The organism is Mycobacterium sp. NS-7484 (genome assembly GCF_001953975.1).
GTDB lineage: Bacteria > Actinomycetota > Actinomycetes > Mycobacteriales > Mycobacteriaceae > Mycobacterium.
Genome location: NZ_MBEJ01000094.1, coordinates 21,853 through 39,639, shown reverse-complemented (window position 1 = coordinate 39,639; position 17,787 = coordinate 21,853). Strand labels below are relative to the sequence as shown.

13 protein-coding genes are annotated in these 17,787 nt (G+C 66.4%); 1 reads left to right on the top strand and 12 read right to left on the bottom strand.

The window, feature by feature from the left end; all coding sequences use genetic code 11:
* The first annotated feature begins 8 nt into the window (after positions 1–8).
* Positions 9–563, top strand: a complete 555-nt coding sequence (locus tag A5733_RS17305; protein WP_076240989.1) for a DUF4190 domain-containing protein — start codon at positions 9–11, stop codon at positions 561–563.
* Positions 564–569: 6 nt separating this feature from the next.
* Here A5733_RS17305 and A5733_RS17300 read toward each other — a convergent pair whose 3' ends face one another.
* From A5733_RS17300 to A5733_RS17245, 12 genes are all read right to left on the bottom strand, one after another.
* Positions 570–1,442 (bottom strand): acyl-CoA thioesterase II, encoded by an 873-nt coding sequence (locus A5733_RS17300; protein WP_067770812.1) that lies wholly within the window; start codon positions 1,440–1,442, stop codon positions 570–572.
* Positions 1,443–1,494: 52 nt separating this feature from the next.
* Positions 1,495–2,913 carry a pyruvate kinase gene (gene pyk / locus A5733_RS17295; protein ID WP_067770813.1) on the bottom strand — a complete coding sequence of 473 codons (1,419 nt, stop codon included), beginning with the start codon at positions 2,911–2,913 and terminating at the stop codon, positions 1,495–1,497.
* 27 nt (positions 2,914–2,940) lie between these two features.
* The gene (locus tag A5733_RS17290) at positions 2,941–4,443 is read right to left on the bottom strand and encodes a glutamate synthase subunit beta (protein WP_076240988.1); all 1,503 of its coding nucleotides are present in this window, start codon (positions 4,441–4,443) and stop codon (positions 2,941–2,943) included.
* Entirely contained in the window at positions 4,436–9,001 is a 4,566-nt protein-coding gene (gene gltB, locus A5733_RS17285; protein WP_076240987.1) for a glutamate synthase large subunit, read from the bottom strand. Before gltB ends, A5733_RS17290 begins: the two co-directional genes overlap by 8 nt.
* Before the next feature lie 85 nt (positions 9,002–9,086).
* On the bottom strand, positions 9,087–9,497 hold the full coding sequence (locus tag A5733_RS17280; RefSeq protein WP_076240986.1) for a DUF2752 domain-containing protein: 411 nt from the start codon (positions 9,495–9,497) through the stop codon (positions 9,087–9,089).
* The gene (locus A5733_RS17275; protein WP_067770819.1) at positions 9,487–9,897 is read right to left on the bottom strand and encodes an NINE protein; all 411 of its coding nucleotides are present in this window, start codon (positions 9,895–9,897) and stop codon (positions 9,487–9,489) included. Before A5733_RS17275 ends, A5733_RS17280 begins: the two co-directional genes overlap by 11 nt.
* 585 nt (positions 9,898–10,482) lie before the next feature.
* A complete protein-coding gene (gene lgt / locus A5733_RS17270) occupies positions 10,483–12,654 on the bottom strand; it encodes a prolipoprotein diacylglyceryl transferase (protein WP_076240985.1) in 2,172 nt (723 codons plus the stop codon).
* A complete protein-coding gene (gene trpA, locus A5733_RS17265) occupies positions 12,651–13,439 on the bottom strand; it encodes a tryptophan synthase subunit alpha (protein WP_067776630.1) in 789 nt (262 codons plus the stop codon). Before trpA ends, lgt begins: the two co-directional genes overlap by 4 nt.
* The gene (gene trpB / locus A5733_RS17260) at positions 13,436–14,701 is read right to left on the bottom strand and encodes a tryptophan synthase subunit beta (protein WP_076240984.1); all 1,266 of its coding nucleotides are present in this window, start codon (positions 14,699–14,701) and stop codon (positions 13,436–13,438) included. Before trpB ends, trpA begins: the two co-directional genes overlap by 4 nt.
* A gap of 37 nt (positions 14,702–14,738) precedes the next feature.
* Positions 14,739–15,557 (bottom strand): indole-3-glycerol phosphate synthase TrpC, encoded by an 819-nt coding sequence (gene trpC / locus A5733_RS17255; protein ID WP_067776624.1) that lies wholly within the window; start codon positions 15,555–15,557, stop codon positions 14,739–14,741.
* 93 nt (positions 15,558–15,650) lie between these two features.
* Positions 15,651–16,250: a TIGR02234 family membrane protein gene (locus tag A5733_RS17250; RefSeq protein WP_076240983.1), complete on the bottom strand. Its 600-nt coding sequence runs from the start codon at positions 16,248–16,250 to the stop codon at positions 15,651–15,653.
* Positions 16,247–17,776, bottom strand: a complete 1,530-nt coding sequence (locus A5733_RS17245; RefSeq protein ID WP_067776618.1) for an anthranilate synthase component I — start codon at positions 17,774–17,776, stop codon at positions 16,247–16,249. The genes A5733_RS17250 and A5733_RS17245 overlap by 4 nt, the downstream gene beginning before the upstream one ends.
* Between the last annotated feature and the right edge of the window lie 11 nt (positions 17,777–17,787).

The window sequence follows — 17,787 nt, the reverse complement described above, 5'->3', positions numbered from 1 at the left end:
TCGCAGGCATGACCGACGAGCGAGCCACCCCGCCCGGGTCTGACGAGCCACCGCCCAGTGGGCCGGCCCCGACGCCGGCGTACCCGTACGGAGCGCCCCCGGGGCCCTACCCCGCGGGTTATCCGTCCCCGGTCCCATACGGCGCCTATCCGATGCCGCCGGGCCCTCGGAGGCCGGCCAACGGGCTCGGGATTGCCGCACTCATCGTCGCGGTGATCGCCCTGGTGCTGGTGTGGTCGGTCATCGGTGGTCTGATGTTCGGTATCACCGCGGTGATCCTCGGATTCCTCGGTCGCGGCCGCTGCCGGCGCGGAGAAGCCACCAACAGCGGGGTGGCCGTCTCCGGAATCGTTCTCGGCGCCATCGCCTGCGTGCTGTCGCTGGTGTTCGTCGGTATCTGGGTGTACTTCGGGCAACGATGGTTCGACGAGGTCGGAGGTAGCGACTACATCGAGTGCCTCCAGCAGGCCGGTGAGGACACCCAGGCCCAGCAGATGTGCGAAGACGAGTTCGAGCGGCGGGTCGAGGACACCTTCGGCGTCACGCCGACCCCGACCCGCTGAGCCCGCTCATGACGTGGCGGGGCCCGGAAAATACTTGACGATTCCCTCCTGCACCACCGTCGCCAACAGGCGCCCCGACACGTCGAAGAAATGCCCGGTGCTCAGACCGCGAGACTCTGCGGCCACGGGGGAGGTCGTCGAGTACAACACCCATTCGTCGAATTTGATCGGCCGGTGAAACCACACCGAGTGATTCATCGTCACCGCGAAGATCCGGTCGTGTCCCCACGACAACCCGTGGGTGGTGATGATCGGGTCGAGGATCGTGGTGTCCGACGAATACACCAGCGCCGCACCGTGCAGCACCGGATCGCTGGGCATGACGCCTTCGGTCTTGAGCCAGACCCGGTTGTGGTCGAGCTTGCCGCCCTTGTCCCGCATGATCCAGGCGGGATCGTTGGTGTAGCGCCATTCGATCGGCCGCAGCGCCTCGACGAACAGCGGCACGGTCTTCTCGTAGCCGCGCAGCAGCTCGTCGATCTTGGGCAGCGTGTCCGGATGCGGAACCTCGGGCGCCGGGACGCTGTGTTCCAACCCGCGGCCGGCGTTCATGTAGGAGATCATCACGGTGGTCAGCAGGTTGCCGTCCTGCATCACATCCACCCGGCGGTTGGCGAACCGGCGCTCGTCACGCAGCCGCACGATGTGGAATTCCAGATCCTTCTCCGGGTCACCGCCGGCGATGAAATGGGCGTTCAGCGCGCTCGGCGCGAGCTTGTGCTCCAACGTGCGGCCACCGGCGACGAACGCCTGGGCGACCATCTGCCCACCGAAGGTGCGGACCGGGTTCTTGCTCGGATGCGAGCCGATGAACAGATCGTCGTCGATGCGGTTGAGGTCGAGAACAGCCAGCAGCTCCTCGAAATCCGAAGGTGTCACAGGAGCCCTTTCGAGATGTCGGCCGTCGACGGATAAAGACCCCTCCGGACCGCTACACGTCATCCTCGCCGATGCGGTGCACGTGGATCAGATTCGTGGAGCCTACTGTGCCCGGCGGAGCGCCCGCGACGATGACCACGAGTTCACCGCGCTTGTAGCGGCCGAGGTCCAGCAGCGACTTGTCGACCTGCCGGATCATGTCGTCGGTGCCCCTCATCTGGGGCACGATGAACGTCTCGGTGCCCCAGGTCAGGGCCAGCTGGCTGCGCACCTCGGGCAGTGCGGTGAAGGCCAGCACCGGAAGCGGGGTGTGCAACCGGGCCAGGCGGCGCACCGTGTCCCCGGACTGGGTGAACGCCACCAGTGCCTTGGCGTCGAGACGCTCACCGATGTCGCGGGCCGCGTAGGAGATCACGCCGCGCTTCGTACGGGGAGTGTGGGTCAACGGCGGCACACTCACCGAGTTGTCCTCGACCGCCTTGATGATGCGGGCCATCGTCTTGACGGCCTCCAGCGGATACTTGCCGACCGAGGTCTCCCCCGACAGCATCACCGCATCCGCCCCGTCGAGAACGGCGTTGGCGACGTCGGAGGCTTCCGCGCGGGTGGGACGCGAACTGTCGATCATCGACTCCAGCATCTGGGTGGCGACGATGACGGGTTTGGCGTTCTCCCTTGCCATTTGGATGGCACGCTTTTGGACCAGCGGCACTTCCTCCAGCGGCAGCTCGACCCCGAGATCGCCACGGGCCACCATGATCGCATCGAAGGCCAGCACGATCGCCTCGAGATTCTCGACTGCCTCGGGCTTCTCCAGCTTCGCGATCACCGGCACGCGACGGCCCACCCGGTCCATCACCTCGTGCACGAGTTCGATGTCGGCCGGTGACCGCACGAAGGACAACGCGACCAGGTCCACACCGAGACGGAGCGCGAACTCCAGATCCTCGACATCCTTCTCCGACAGCGCCGGTGCCGTCACGTTCATGCCGGGCAGTGACATGCCCTTGTTGTTGCTGACCGGACCGCCCTCGGTGACCGTGCAGACCACGTCGTTGCCGTCGATCTGCTCGACCACCAGGCCGACGTTGCCGTCGTCGACCAGCACCCGGTCCCCGACCCGGGCATCCTCGGCCAGCCGCTTGTAGGTGGTCGATACCCGATCGTGGTTGCCTTCGCACTCGTCGACGGTGATCCGCACGGTTTCACCGGTGGCCCAATACGTCGGCCCCTCGGCAAAGCGACCCAGCCGAATCTTGGGACCCTGCAGATCCGCGAGGACGCCGACGGCGTGGCCGGTGGCATCCGATGCCGCGCGGACGCGCTTGTAGGCGGCCTCGTGGTCGGTGTAGTCGCCATGGCTGAAATTCAGCCTGGCCACGTCCATGCCTGCCTCGACCAGGGCCCGCACGGTGTCATCCGTGCTGGTCGCCGGGCCAAGCGTACAAACGATCTTTCCGCGTCTGCTCACGTCATGTCAGCATAGTCGTTGATCGATTCAGACGACTGACAGAGGCAGTGCGTTGGGCCGAACCGGCGTGGGCAGATCCGACTCGCCCATGAGGTAAGCGTCCACCGCGTGGGCCGCGCTGCGGCCCTCCGCAATGGCCCACACCACCAGCGAGGCGCCACGGTGCGCGTCGCCGCAGACGAAGACTCCCGGCGCGTCGGTCTGCCAGTCCGAACCGCACGACACGGTGCCACGGGGGCTCAGCGTCAGGTTGAGCCCGTCGAGCAGCGCCATGTGCTCGACCCCTTCGAACCCGATGGCCAGCAAAGCCAGGTCGCACGGGATCTGCAGCGATTCGCCCACCGGGGTGATCTCGCGGCGCCCCAGGGCATCGCGGGTCACCCGGACCTCGGCGATCTCGATGGCGTGCACATGACCGCTGTCGTCGCCGATGAACCGTTGCACGGCCACCTCGAATCGGCGAGCCCCGCCCTCGGCGTGCGCCGGCGAGGTACGCAGCACCAGCGGCCACGTCGGCCACGGCGACAGGGTGTCATCGCGGGTCTCCGGCGGCTCGGCGTTGTAGTCCAGCTGGGTCACCGAGGCCGCGCCCTGACGGTGCGCCGTTCCCAAGCAGTCGGCACCGGTGTCACCGCCGCCGATGATGACCACATGCTTGCCCGCTGCCGAGATCGGTGACATCCCGTCGCCCTCGCACTCCCGGTTGGCCGGCACCAAGTGCTCCATGGCCAGATGCACACCGTCGAGTTCCCGCCCGGGCACCGGGTTGTCACGTCCGCGCAGGGCACCGACGGCGAGAACCACCGCCTGGTGGCGCTGACGCAGCTGCTCGACGGTGAGGTCGACCCCCACCTCGCATTCGGTGACAAACCGAGTGCCCTCGGCCCGCATCTGGGCCAGCCGCTGATTGAGGACCGACTTCTCGAGCTTGTACTCGGGGATGCCGTACCGCAGCAGACCGCCGATGCGGTTGTCGCGTTCGTAAACGGTGACCTCGTGGCCGGCCCGGGTGAGTTGTTGTGCCGCAGCCAAACCCGCCGGACCCGAACCGACCACCGCCACACTCTTCCCGGTGGAGATCGCCGCCGGCTGCGGTTCGACGCTGCCGTTCAACCAGGCGTGGTCGGCGATGGTCTGTTCGATGCGCTTGATCGTGACGCTGCCGCCGGTCTGGTCCTCGGCGATGGACAGCACGCAGGCTGCCTCACATGGCGCCGGACACAGCCGTCCGGTGAACTCGGGAAAATTGTTGGTGGCGTGGAGTCGATCGCTGGCGGCATCCCAGCGACCGCGTCGCACGAGATCGTTCCACTCCGGGATCAGGTTGCCCAACGGGCAGCCCGCCTTGCCGGAGTGGCAGAACGGGATACCGCAGTCCATACAGCGACGTGCCTGTTGCGAGACTTCGCCGGCCCGCTCGTTGGGATCTTCACGCTCGTACACCTCGCGCCAGTCCCCCACCCGTTCCTCGACCGGCCGCTTGGCCGCCTCGATCTTGGGCACACGAAGAAATCCGGTCGGATCAGCCACGGCTGGCCTCCATGATCGCGCTGTCCACATCGCGTCCCTCGGCCTTGGCCGTCCGGGTCGCCTGCAACACTCGCTGGTAGTCGGTGGGCATTACTTTGGTGAATTGGGCACTGCGCCTTGGCCAGTCGGCCAGGATGGACGACGCCAGTGTGCTGCCGGTGTGACGGGCGTGGCGGGACACCACATCGTGGAGCCAGGTGAGATCCTCGGCTTCGAGCTGCTGCAGTTGCACCATCTCGGTGTTCACCCGGGCCGGGTCGAGCCCGAGCACGTAGGCGATGCCGCCGGACATTCCGGCAGCCAGGTTGCGACCGGTTTTGCCCAGGATCACCACCCGGCCACCGGTCATGTACTCACACGCGTGATCGCCGACGCCTTCGACGACGGCCAACGCACCCGAGTTGCGGGCGCAGAACCGCTCGCCGACCCGGCCCCGCAGAAACACCTCGCCGGAGGTGGCGCCGTAGAGCAGGGTGTTACCGGCGACGACGTTGTCCTCGGGCAGGAACAGCACATCATCGGGCGGACGCACGATCACCCGGCCACCGGAGAGCCCCTTGCCCACATAGTCGTTGGCGTCACCGACCAGATCGAGCGTGATACCGGGCGGCAGGAAGGCGCCGATGGACTGCCCGGCCGAGCCGGTGAGTGCGACGTGAATGGTGTTGTCGGGCAACCCACCTGCACCGTAGCGCCGGGTCACCTCGGAGCCCAGCAAGGTGCCGACCGTGCGGTTGACGTTGCGGATTGGCAGCTCCAGGCGAACCGGATGGGCGTCCTCGAGCGCACCCTCGGCCAGTTGGATCAGGGTGCGGTCCAGGGCCTGATCCAGCCCGTGGTCCTGGTCGCGGACTCGGCGACGCTGGGTGATGTTGCCGTGGGCGTCGGTCATCACGGCGAAGAGCGGGCTGAGATCCAGACCGCGGCTCTTCCAGTGCGCCACACCAGGTTCGGTGTCGAGCACCTCCGCGTGGCCGACGGCCTCGTCGATGCTGCGGAACCCAAGCTCGGCGAGGTGGCGACGAATGTCCTCGGCGATGAACGTGAAGAAATTCTCCACGAACTCGGGCTTGCCGTTGAACCGCGCACGCAACTCCGGGTTCTGGGTGGCCACCCCGACCGGGCAGGTGTCGAGGTGGCAGACCCGCATCATGATGCAGCCCGACACCACCAACGGTGCGGTGGCGAAACCGAACTCCTCGGCACCGAGCAACGCGGCCACCATGACGTCGCGAGCGGTGCGCAGGCCGCCGTCGCACTGCACAGTGATCCGGTCACGTAACCCGTTGAGCACCAACGTCTGCTGGGTGTCGGCCAAGCCGATCTCCCACGGCGCCCCGGCATGCTTGAGTGAGGTCAACGGCGCGGCACCGGTGCCGCCGTCGTATCCCGAGATCAGCACCACGTCGGCGTGCGCCTTGGACACCCCGGCCGCGACCGTGCCGACCCCGACGCTGCTGACCAACTTGACGTGGATGCGGGCGTCGGCGTTGGCGTTCTTCAGATCGTGGATCAGCTGAGCGAGATCCTCGATCGAGTAGATGTCGTGATGCGGGGGCGGTGAGATCAGGCCCACCCCGGGGGTGGAGTGCCGGGTTTTGGCGATGTTCGGATACACCTTGTAGCCCGGAAGCTGCCCGCCCTCACCAGGTTTGGCTCCTTGCGCCATCTTGATCTGGATATCGGTTGCGTTGACGAGGTAGTCGCTCGTGACGCCGAAGCGGCCTGAGGCCACCTGTTTGACGGCGCTGCGCCGACGCGGGTCGTAGAGCCGGTCGGTGTCCTCTCCCCCTTCGCCGCTGTTGGACCGGCCGCCGAGGTTGTTCATGGCGATGGCCATGGTCTCGTGTGCCTCCGCCGAGATGGAGCCATAGCTCATCGCCCCGGTGTTGAAGCGGGACACGATGGCCTCGACGGGTTCGACCTCCTCCAGCGGTACCGGAGGCCGCAGGCCTTTCTTGAACTCGAAGAGGCCACGCAGCGCGCCACCTTCCCGGGACAGCCTGTCGACCTCCTCGGAGTATTTGGCGAAGATGTCGCGTCGCCCGGTGCGCGTCGAATGCTGAAGCAGGAACACCACTTCCGGGGTGAATAGGTGCAGTTCGCCTTCCCTCCGGAACGCGTACTCGCCACCGACCTCCAAACGGCGGTGTACCCGCTCGGTGGGGTTCTCGGGGTAGGCCCGCCGATGCCGCATCTTGACCTCTTCGGCCAGCGTGTCCAGCCCGACGCCACCGAGTTGGCTGGTGGTGCCCGCGAAATATTCGTCGATCACGTCATGGCTCAGGCCGATGGCCTCGAACGCCTGTGCAGCGGTGTAGGACGCGACCGTGGAGATACCCATCTTGCTCATCACCTTGACCACCCCCTTGCCGAGGGCGTTCACGTAATTGCGTACCGCGGTGGCGGTTTCGATTCCGGTGAGTTCGCCCTCGCGGATCAGATCCTCGATGGACTCGAACGCCAGGTACGGGTTGACCGCGGCGGCACCGAAGCCGATGAGCATCGCGATGTGATGGACCTCGCGGGCATCACCGCTTTCGGCCACCAGCGCGACCTTTGTGCGCTCCTTGGTCCGAACCAGATGGTGGTGCACCGCCGACACGGCCAGCAGCGACGGGATCGGCGCTCGGGTGTGGTCGGAGTCCCGGTCCGAGATCACCAGTGTTCGGGCACCTTTGGCGATCGCCTCGGTGGCACGCAGCCGTAGATCGTCAACCGCTTCGGCCAGCCCTTCCCCACCGCGCTCGACATCGTAGAGGGCCCGCAGCACGGTGGTCCGCAGCCCCGGATGCTCGCCGTCGTCATTGATGTGGACAATCTTGCCCAATTCGTCGTTGTCGAGAACCGGTCGGCGAAGCACGATCTGGCGACACGACGCAGCCGTGGGTTCCAGCAGGTTTTCCTCGGGGCCCATCACCCGGGCCATGGAGGTCACCACCTCCTCGCGGATGGCGTCCAGCGGCGGGTTGGTCACCTGGGCGAACAGTTCGACGAAGTAGTCGTAGAGCAACCGCGAACGTTTGGACAGCACCGCCGCCGGAGTATCGGTACCCATCGAACCGAGCGGCTCGGCGCCCGAGGCGGCCATCGGTGTCAGCAGGATTCGCAGTTCCTCTTCGGTGTAACCGAAGGCGATCTGGCGACGCACCACCGAGTCGTGGTTCGGCTGGAACCGGGTCCGCTCGGGCAGCGTGCCGAGATCCAGCAGGCCGGCGTGCAGCCACTCGCCGTAGGGTTCGGCCGCGGCCAATTGTTCCTTGATCTCGTCATCTCCGACGATGCGGCCGGCGGCGGTATCGACCAGGAACATCTTGCCGGGCTGCAGCCGCCCCTTGGCGACGATGTCGCCGGATGGCACGTCGAGTACACCGCTCTCACTGGCCAGGATGATGCGGTCATCAACCGTGCGCCACCACCGGCCCGGCCGTAAACCGTTGCGGTCCAATACCGCACCGACCACGGTGCCGTCCGTGAAGGTCACGCAGGCGGGTCCGTCCCACGGTTCCATCAACGAGGCGTGGAATTTCCAGAACGCGCGCTCGGCCGCGTCCATGGTGGTGGCGTTCTCCCAAGCCTCGGGGATCATCATCAGCACAGCGTGGGGCAGGCTGCGCCCGCCAAGGTGCAGAAGCTCGAGCACCTCGTCGAACGACGCGGAGTCAGAGGCCCCCGGGGTGCAGATCGGTGACAACCGGCTCAGATCACCGGGGATCTGAGCGCTGGCAAGCAACGCTTCGCGGGCATGCATTCGGTTGCGGTTGCCACGGACCGTGTTGATCTCTCCGTTGTGGGCGACGAACCGGAACGGGTGCGCCAACGGCCAGGACGGGAAAGTGTTGGTGGAAAACCGACTGTGAACGATCGCAATGGCACTCATACAACGCTCGTCGCGCAGATCCGGAAAGTACTGCGGCAGCTGCATTGTCGTGAGCATGCCCTTGTACACGATGGTCCGGCTGGACAACGAGGCGAAGTAGACCGCGTCCGGCCCCGTGGCCTGCTCGCCCCGCTTGCGAAGCGAGTAGACCAAGCGGTCGAGTTCGATGCCGCTCCTTCGGACGCCCTCGACTTCCGGCGACGTGACGAACAGCTGCGCCATGTGCGGCATACAACCCAGCGCAGTCAGACCGACCTGGGCGCCGTCCGCGTCGACAGGGACCGTGCGCCAGCCCAGCACCTCGAGGCCTTCCTCGGTGGCCAACTGCTCAATTCGCGCATAGGCAGCACGGCGTGCGTCCTCATCCTGCGGCAGGAAGCAGATACCCGCGGCGAAGGTGTTGCTGCCATCGACGGCCGGCTCAGGCAACGCAAAATCGACCACCTCCCGCAACAGTCCGACAGGCAGCTGCAGCAAGATGCCGGCGCCGTCACCACTGTTCGGTTCGGCCCCGGCGGCGCCGCGGTGATCGAGATGCGCGAGGGCGGTCAGTCCATCGGTCACGATGGCATGGGAACGGCGACCTTGAATATCGGTGATCATGGCCACACCGCAAGAATCGGCCTCATTGGCGGGGTTATAGAGCCCCTGCGCATCTGGCAATGCCGAAAACAGCATTGGATCGCACCTCCGCACGTCCGGAACATCCTGGTCCCGGGACTGCACCGGCCCGAATTTTCAGTGTATCAGCGCAGGTCGGCTACTACGGAGTGCTCAACGTCGGCACCAACGGGAAGCTCGGCAGGTTTCGCACCACGGTCCAGGCCAGCAGCGCCACCGCGATCGTCACGACCGCCGGCACCGGAAAGAGGGTTTCCCCCCGCCGCCATCGCACCAACAGCCACACCGCCAGCATGGGCAGACCGACCAATGCGAACACGTTGTCGACGACGGCCGCACCAAGGTCGCCGTGCAATACGTCATGCGTCATCCGCAGGCCACCACAAGCCGGACAATCCCAGCCGGTGAGCGCTTTGAACACGCAACCGGGAAACAGAAATCCGGGACGATGCGGGTCGGCGATACCGATGTAGGTCAGTGCACCGACGCCCAATGCACCTCCGGCCCACAGCCCGTACCGGCCGGCCGTTCCGCTAGGACGGCTAGGTTCCATCGCGCAACGGACGCCCGAGTGGATCGCGCACCTTGTCGGTCAGAATCAGGACGGCATCGATGATTCCCCAGATGAACGCACCGATGCCGCAGGTGACCAGCCCCACGATCAACTGGGCGACACCGAACCCGGTCTGGCCGATGTAGATGCGTCCGATGCCGACCAGACCGAACAGACCGAGCAACTGCAACAAGCCGGCAATCACCTTGGACTTGTCGGAGAACGGCTCGCCGGTGATCGGGTGACGACCGTACGGCGCGCTCGGATCCCCGTAGGCGGGCGCATATGGCGGATACCCGGGCGGCGGGAAACCGGGCGGCGACGGATATCCCGGCGGTGGCGGAAAATCTGCCGACGACGGGGTGTCCGACGAGTTCGTGGACTCGGACGGATCAGTCATACAGCCAGGATGCCAGAGACCCGATTCTGACCGACGACGGAATAAAGCTGCGAAGCCGGCGTCTTGCGTCCAGCTTCGGGCGGGTCTCACGTGTGGGGACGCCGCGTTGGCCCGATCCGTTGTGCGCGCGATTCGGTGTGATGAGCGCGTCGGGGCTGAGCCGTAAAGGACTCCTGGCGCCGTACCGACTCATTCAGGTCACATCAGTCACAAATTTCGGGGCAGTAGCCGATGTGCCCGCCTATCAGCGACTTCTCAGCGACAAACGCCACACCAGTGGCAATGCGCCTCATCTAACCCATTGTCGCTCGGCGATTTTGACACTCCTACACCACGTGCCTCATGGACATCATCTGTCCATTGCCCGCATGCTAGCGACACCGTCGCTGGCAGCTGGACAAGTCAGTTTTCGTGACACGTGAGCTTGATGAGGCTTGAGAGGCGCAAGTATTCATTGGACGTGTGACCAACGATGCCTCTGGTGCCTATGCGGCGATTGTCGCTGAAAAGTCGCTTGTAGTCGGGCAAGTCGGCAGGTGTTCTGACGCCACGCGCGCGGGCGGGAAACGCTGCTTTGGGATCCGCTCAGCGGTTCCGACGCAACCAGCGACGAAGACGGCCTTTCCGCTCCGCACCGGAAAGCTGATCGAGCGCTTGCGTCGACGTCGACGGGGCACTGGCAGCATCAGATTCCGACTCGGCTTCGGCGGGATTTTCGTCCTCCGCCGCCTCAGCGCCGCCAACATCGTCCGACTCACCGACCGACTCGGGGGCAGCAGAGTCCCCGTCGGTGGTGTCCTGGGCGGTCGGCTGCTCGGCTTCGTCGTCGTTGTCCGTTGCTACGGCAGGCTCGATGACATTCGCGTCATCATCGGCAACAGACTCGTCAGCAGCGTCGTCGATTACTGTCTGGTCCCCAGCTTCTACGTCCTCGACGGAATCGGCTTCTGCCTCGACCGATTCATCCTCGGAGGGCACTTCAACGTTCTCCGCGGGGTCAGCCTCTGACGTGTCTGACTTGTCCTCGGTGTCCGTTTCAGCCGACCCGTCGGCACCTGCATCGGCAGCGGACGTGGTCTCAGCTTCCGCGTCGGCCTCGGCTTCGGGCTCGCCCGCTTCGTCAGCGGGCTCTCCGCCCTCATCGGCGTTCTGTTCTTCGACGGCCTCTGCGGCTTCGTCCTCTGCCTCGTCTGACTCGTCGCCGGCTTCGGCGTCAGCCGACTCGTCAGCACCTTCGTCGACCGCGTCCTCCCCAGCAGCGGCCGGCTCGTCGGGCTCCCCGGTCTCGGCGGCCTGTTCCTCAGCGGCGTCTACAGACTCAGCCTCCGGCTCGACTGCTTCGTCCTCTGCCTCGTCCGATTCGCCGACGGCTTCGGCGTCAGCCGACTCGTCAGCACCTTCGTCGACCGCGTCCTGGCCAGCAGCGGCCGGCTCGTCCGATTCGCCGACGGCTTCGGCCTCGGCCTCGACCGCTTCGTCAGCGGGCTCATCGACGCCGTCCTGATCGTCGGGCTCCCCGTCCTTCGGGGCGGGCTGTTCCTCAGCGGTCTCGTCTTCGACGGCCTCTGCGGCTTCTTCCTCTGCCTCGTCTGACTCGTCGCCGGCTTCGGCTTCAGTTCCGGGCTCGCCGGCCTCATCAGCAGGCTCTGCGGACTCGTCCTCGTCGGGCTCGGTCGAGATCGCCTTCAGTTCGATCGCGGCGGCGGCTTCGGCCCCGTCGTCTTCACTGGCACCGACCTCGTCAGGATGCATGTGGTCGGCATCCTCGGCGTTCTCGTCGTCATCGTCCTGGCCGGCGACCGTCGCAGCGGCCACGACACCTGTGGTGGCCGCCGCGGCAACGAGCTCCTTGCCGAGCTCATCCACCGCCGCTTCGGCCTCTTCGTCTTCATCACGCTTACCCGCCAAGGTCGCCGGGTCTTCCCGACCCTTGGTGGCAAGCATGATGTAGATGATTGCGCCGATGAAAACGAACGTCGAGGTGAAGGTATTGACCCGGATCCCGGCGAATTCGGTGGCCGGGTCACTGCGCATCAGTTCGACGAGGAAACGGCCCGCACAGTAGCCGGCCACGTAGAGCGCGAACAGCCGTCCGTGGCCGAGATTGAACCTACGGTCAGCCCAGATCAGCAGAGCGAAAACCAGGAGGTTCCACAGCAATTCGTAAAGGAATGTGGGATGGACCACCCGCAGCACCTCACCGGTGGAAACCCCGTTGAGATAGTCGACGTTGCCGGCTGCATTGACGCGCTGATAGATCTCCAGGCCCCACGGCAGCGTGGTGTCTCCGCCGTAGAGCTCCTGGTTGAAGTAGTTGCCGAGCCGGCCGATGGCCTGGGCCAGGATGATACCAGGTGCAATCGCATCGCCGAAGGCAGGCAGCGGGATACCGCGGGTTCGGCAGCCGATCCAGGCTCCGACACCGCCCAACGCGACGGCGCCCCAGATACCCAAACCGCCTTCCCATACCTGGAATGCCGCGCCGAGTCCCTTGCCGCCGGGACCGAAGTAGGTCGGCCAGTCCGTCAGGACGTGATAGAGCCGGCCGCCGACGAGTCCGAAAGGCACCGCCCACAAGGCGATGTCATAGATGACGCCGGCTTCACCGCCCCGCGCTTGCCAACGTCGGTCGCCGATGATCAGCGCGGCGACGATGCCGACGATGATGCACAGCGCGTATGCGCGGATCGGCACCGGGCCCAGATGCCAGACGCCCTGTGACGGGCTGGGCAAATACGCGAGCACGGTAGTGGTCAAGCTGAGATCCTCTGCCTAACGCCGTTGGCCAGTTCCTCGGTGAGGCGACGCACCGCATCCAGTCCGTCGCTGAGGGCCGACACCAGAGCCGACCCGACGATCACGCCGTCGGCGTATGCACCGATCTCGGCTGCCTGCTGTCCCGACCGCACACCGAGTCCAACCCCGACCGGGATGTCGGACACTTCTTTGACGCGGCGCACCAGTTCTGGCGCCGCGTTCGAGACAACGTCACGGGCCCCGGTCACGCCCATGGTGGAGGCGGCGTAGATGAAACCGCGCGACGCCTTCACCGTGGCCGCGAGCCGCTCCGGCGTCGAGGACGGGGCGACGAGGAAGATCCGGTCGAGGCCGTGAGCCTCGGACGCCGCGATCCAATCGTCGGCCTCCTCGGGGATCAGATCGGGTGTGATCAAACCGTAGCCACCGGCCGAGGCCAGATCGCGGGCGAATGCGTCAACACCCTTGCGCAACACCGGGTTCCAGTAGGTCATCACCACCGCGCGACCGCCGGCATTGCTGATCGCCTCGACCGCGGTCAGGGTGTCACGCACCCGTACCCCGCCGGCCAGCGCAGCCTCAGCGGCAGCGGCGATGGTCGGTCCGTCCATCCCGGGGTCCGAGTACGGCACGCCGACTTCCACCAGGTCGCAACCGGATTCGACCATTGCCGTCATCGCGGCGATCGACGTCTGCACATCGGGAAAACCCGTCGGCAAGTAGCCGATCAGTGCGGCGCGGCCTTCGGCCCGGCAGCCGTCGAACAACTCTGCAAGCCGGCTCATTCGGCGCTCCCCTCGTCGAGCAGTCCGAACCACTTGGCCGCCGTCGCGACGTCTTTGTCACCGCGTCCGGACAAGTTGACCACGATGATCGAGCCGCTGCCGAGTTCTTTGCCGAGTTTGAGTGCTCCGGCCACCGCGTGGGCCGATTCGATCGCCGGAATGATTCCCTCGCAGCGACACAGCAGGGAGAAGGCGTCCATGGCCTCGGTGTCGGTGACCGGGCGGTACTCCGCGCGGCCGGTGTCCTTGAGGAAGGCATGTTCCGGGCCGACACCCGGGTAGTCCAATCCTGCTGAGATGGAATGCGATTCGATCGTCTGACCGTCCTCGTCCTGCAGCAGATAGGAGAACGATCCCTGGAAGGCACCCGGCGAGCCACCGGCGAAGGTTGCGGCGTGGCGCCCGGTCTCGACACCGTCACCTGCGGCCTCGAAACCGACCAACCGCACCGCGGGATCGTCGATGAAGGCGTGGAAGACGCCGATGGCATTCGAGCCGCCACCGACACATGCGGTCACCGCGTCCGGGAGCCGGCCGGCCTGGTCGAGAACCTGTGCCCGTGCCTCCATGCCGATGATGCGCTGGAAATCGCGCACCATGAGGGGGAACGGATGCGGGCCCGCCGCCGTCCCGAAGCAGTAATAGGTGTTGTCGGCGTTGGTGACCCAGTCGCGGAACGCCTCGTTGATCGCGTCCTTGAGCGTCTTGGACCCGGCTTCGACCGAGACCACCGTGGACCCGAGCAACCGCATCCGCGCGACGTTGAGCGCCTGGCGGGCGGTGTCCACGGCGCCCATGTAGATGATGCATTCGAGGCCGAGCAGCGCACACGCGGTCGCGGTGGCCACGCCGTGCTGACCGGCGCCGGTCTCGGCGATGACGCGGGTTTTACCCATCTGGCGGGCCAGCAGGGCCTGCCCGAGGACGTTGTTGATCTTGTGCGAACCGGTGTGGTTCAGGTCTTCCCGTTTGAGGAAAAGCCGCGCGCCGCCGGCATGCTCGGACAGCCGGGTCGCCTCGTACAGCGGAGAGGGCCTGCCGCTGTAGTGCCGCTGCAACCGGTCGAGCTCATCGAGGAACGTCTGATCACCACGGGACTTCTCGTATGCCGCAGTGACTTCCTCGATCACCGCCATCAGCGCCTCGGGAACCAATCGGCCACCGTAGGCACCGAAGTGACCCCGAGCGTCGGGATCGTGAACGGTGGGCTCGGCAACGCCTGCGCTGGACCGGGGCAACTCAGGCCCCGAGAGATCCGCCATCAAAATGCCTTTTCGTGCAAGCGGCTCACTGTCTGGTTCAGCGAGCCGGTTTCGGGCAGGACGGGTGTGTGCCGGCGGTAACCAGGTCGGCGACCGCGGTGCGGGGATCGCCGCTGGTGACCAGCCCCTCACCGACCAACACAGCATCAGCACCCGCGCCGGCGTACGCCAGCAGATCAGCGGTTCCACGGACGCCGGACTCCGCGACCCGGATGACATTGCTCGGCAAGCCAGGAGCGATACGGCCGAAGCAGTTGCGGTCGACGTTCAGCGTCTTGAGGTCGCGGGCATTGACGCCGATCACGGTGGCCCCGGCGCTCAGCGCGCGGTCGGCCTCCTCCTCGGTGTGCACCTCAACAAGTGCCGTCATGCCAAGGGATTCCGTGCGCTCCAGCAGTGATTCGAGCACCGATTGCTCCAACGCGGCCACAATCAGCAACAACATGTCGGCGCCGTGCGCTCGCGCCTCGTGGATCTGGTAGGGCTTGACGATAAAGTCCTTGCGCAGCACCGGAATTGACACCGCGGCCCGCACCGCGTCCAGGTCGGCCAGGGAGCCGTTGAACCTGCGCTGCTCGGTGAGCACGCTGATCACCCGCGCGCCGCCGGCCTCGTACGCCTGTGCCAACTCGGCCGGGTCGGCGATATTGGCCAATTCACCCCGCGACGGGCTGGCCCGCTTCACCTCTGCGATGACGGCAATTCCCGGTTCCCGCAACGCCGCCATCACGTTGAGCGGAGGGGGTGCGTCCTGGGCCCGCGCCTTGATGTCAGCCAGGCTGATCACGGCCTCGCGGGCGGCTACGTCGGCGCGGACTCCCTCGATGATGGAGTCGAGCACTGTGGCCGAACTCATCGCCCGTCGGTTCCTTTCTGGTGCCTCCGGGCCGGTCCCGGTTGCCCTCCCTCGAAGGGTAGCCGTCGCCACTCCTTCAGCTTTCACCGGCCCTTATTGTCTCGAATCGCTGCCGTCGCCGGTCGGATCTTGTCCTTCGTCGAGCGCGTCCCACAGCATTCGCTCCGACATCGGCTCGTCACTGTCATCGCGCTTGACCGCATCGCGCCGTGCGGCCGGCGTGGCGTAGCGCCCCGCAACCCCACGCTTGGCGCTGTTGGCGGACCGCATCAGCAACACCGCACCTGCCAGCGCGCACACCGCGGCGACCAGGGTCAGCACCGCGCCGCCATAGGAACGGGTTGTCCCGGTGAGCTCAGCGACCGGGACGAAGGCCAGGTCAGCGGCTCGAACCGCGACATCTTTGACCACCCACAAGCTGATTGCCAGGTACCCCATGCCGGCACTGGCCACGGCGATCAGCAGGGCCAGCAACCGCAGGGGCCAGCCGCGCACGGCCAGCGCGGCGACGGCTGCCGCCAGCACCAGCAACGCCAGCGGAATCAGCGCCGTCGACCACGACGCGCCCGTCAGCGTGGACGTTTTGGGTTGGCCGAGGCCGTCAAACGAGCGCACTTCGACCCAGGTCATCCGAGACGCCACCCACAGCACCACGGCTGACACGACGAAGAGTCCCTGCGCCGCCCGCGTCACGGTTCGGCCAATGTGTCGGCGGCAGCAATGGCGTTGAGCACGGCTTTGGCCTTGTTCGCCGACTCGTTGTACTCGTAGGGACCATTGGAGTCGGCCACGACTCCCCCGCCGGCCTGTACGTAGGCCGTGCCGTTGCGCATCAGCGCGGTGCGGATGGCGATGGCGAAGTCCGCGTTGCCGGCGAAATCGAGGTAGCCGAGCACTCCGCCGTAGAGGCCGCGTCGAGTCTTCTCGACCTCCTCGATCAGCTCCATCGCCCGTACCTTGGGCGCCCCGGACAGGGTGCCCGCCGGGAAGCAGGCGGTAACCGCGTCCAAGGCGGTCTTGTCCGCGGCGAGCTCACCGGTCACGGTCGACACCAGGTGCATCACGTGGCTGTACCGCTCGATGTGGCTGTAGTCCTCGACGCGGACGGTGCCCGGGCGGCATACCCGGCCCAGATCGTTGCGCCCCAGGTCGACCAGCATCAGATGCTCGGCGCGTTCCTTGTCGTCGGCCAGCAGCTCCTTTTCGAGCAGCACGTCTTCTTCCTCGGTGGCACCGCGCCAGCGGGTCCCGGCAATCGGGTGGGTGGTCGCCCGACCGTCTTTCACCGTGACCAACGCCTCGGGACTGGAGCCGACCACCGAGAAATCCAGCCCGCCCTCGGCGTCGGGGACGTTGAGCAGGTACATGTACGGGCTGGGGTTGGTCACCCGCAGCATGCGGTACACGTCCAGCGGATCAGCAGCGGTATCCATCTCGAACCGCTGTGACGGCACCACCTGGAAGGCCTCGCCTGCTTCGATATCGCCGACCAGCTTTTCGACGATTGCGGTGTACTCCTCGACGGTGCGCTGGGCCCGATGCTCGGGGGCCGGCCGGCTGAACGTCGCCACTGCCGACGGCAGCGGCTGCCCCAGCGCTGCGGTCATCACATCGAGGCGTCGCACCGCATCCTCATAGGCCTCGTCGACGCGTTCGTCGGTTCCGTTCCAGTTCACCGCGTTGGCGATCAGGGTGATGGTGCCCTCGTGGTGGTCGACCGCGGCAATGTCGGTGGCCAACAGCAGCACCATGTCCGGCAGGCCAAGATCGTCGACCGCCAACTCCGGCAGCCGTTCCAGCCGACGCACCATGTCGTAGGCGAAGTACCCGACCAAACCGGAGGACAGCGGCGGCAGGTCTGGCACCGCCTCGGTCTGCAGCAGCTCCAGGGTGGCTCGCAAGGCGGCCAACGGCTCCCCTCCGCTGGGCGCGTCTTTGGGGGCGGTACCCAGCCACACGGCTTCGTCGCCACGCACCGTGAGCGCCGAGGGCGAGCCGGCACCGATGAACGACCACCGCGACCACGACCGGCCGTTCTCGGCCGATTCCAGCAGGAACGTGCCCGGGCGGTTGGCGGCAAGCTTGCGATACGCCGACAGCGGTGTCTCACTGTCGGCCAGCACCTTGCGGGTCACCGGGACCACGCGATGCCCGGCGGCCAGCGCCCGGAAATCCTCCCGTGACGTGGTGCGGGTGAGGCTGTCGGGGGTGGTTTGCACAGACCAATCCT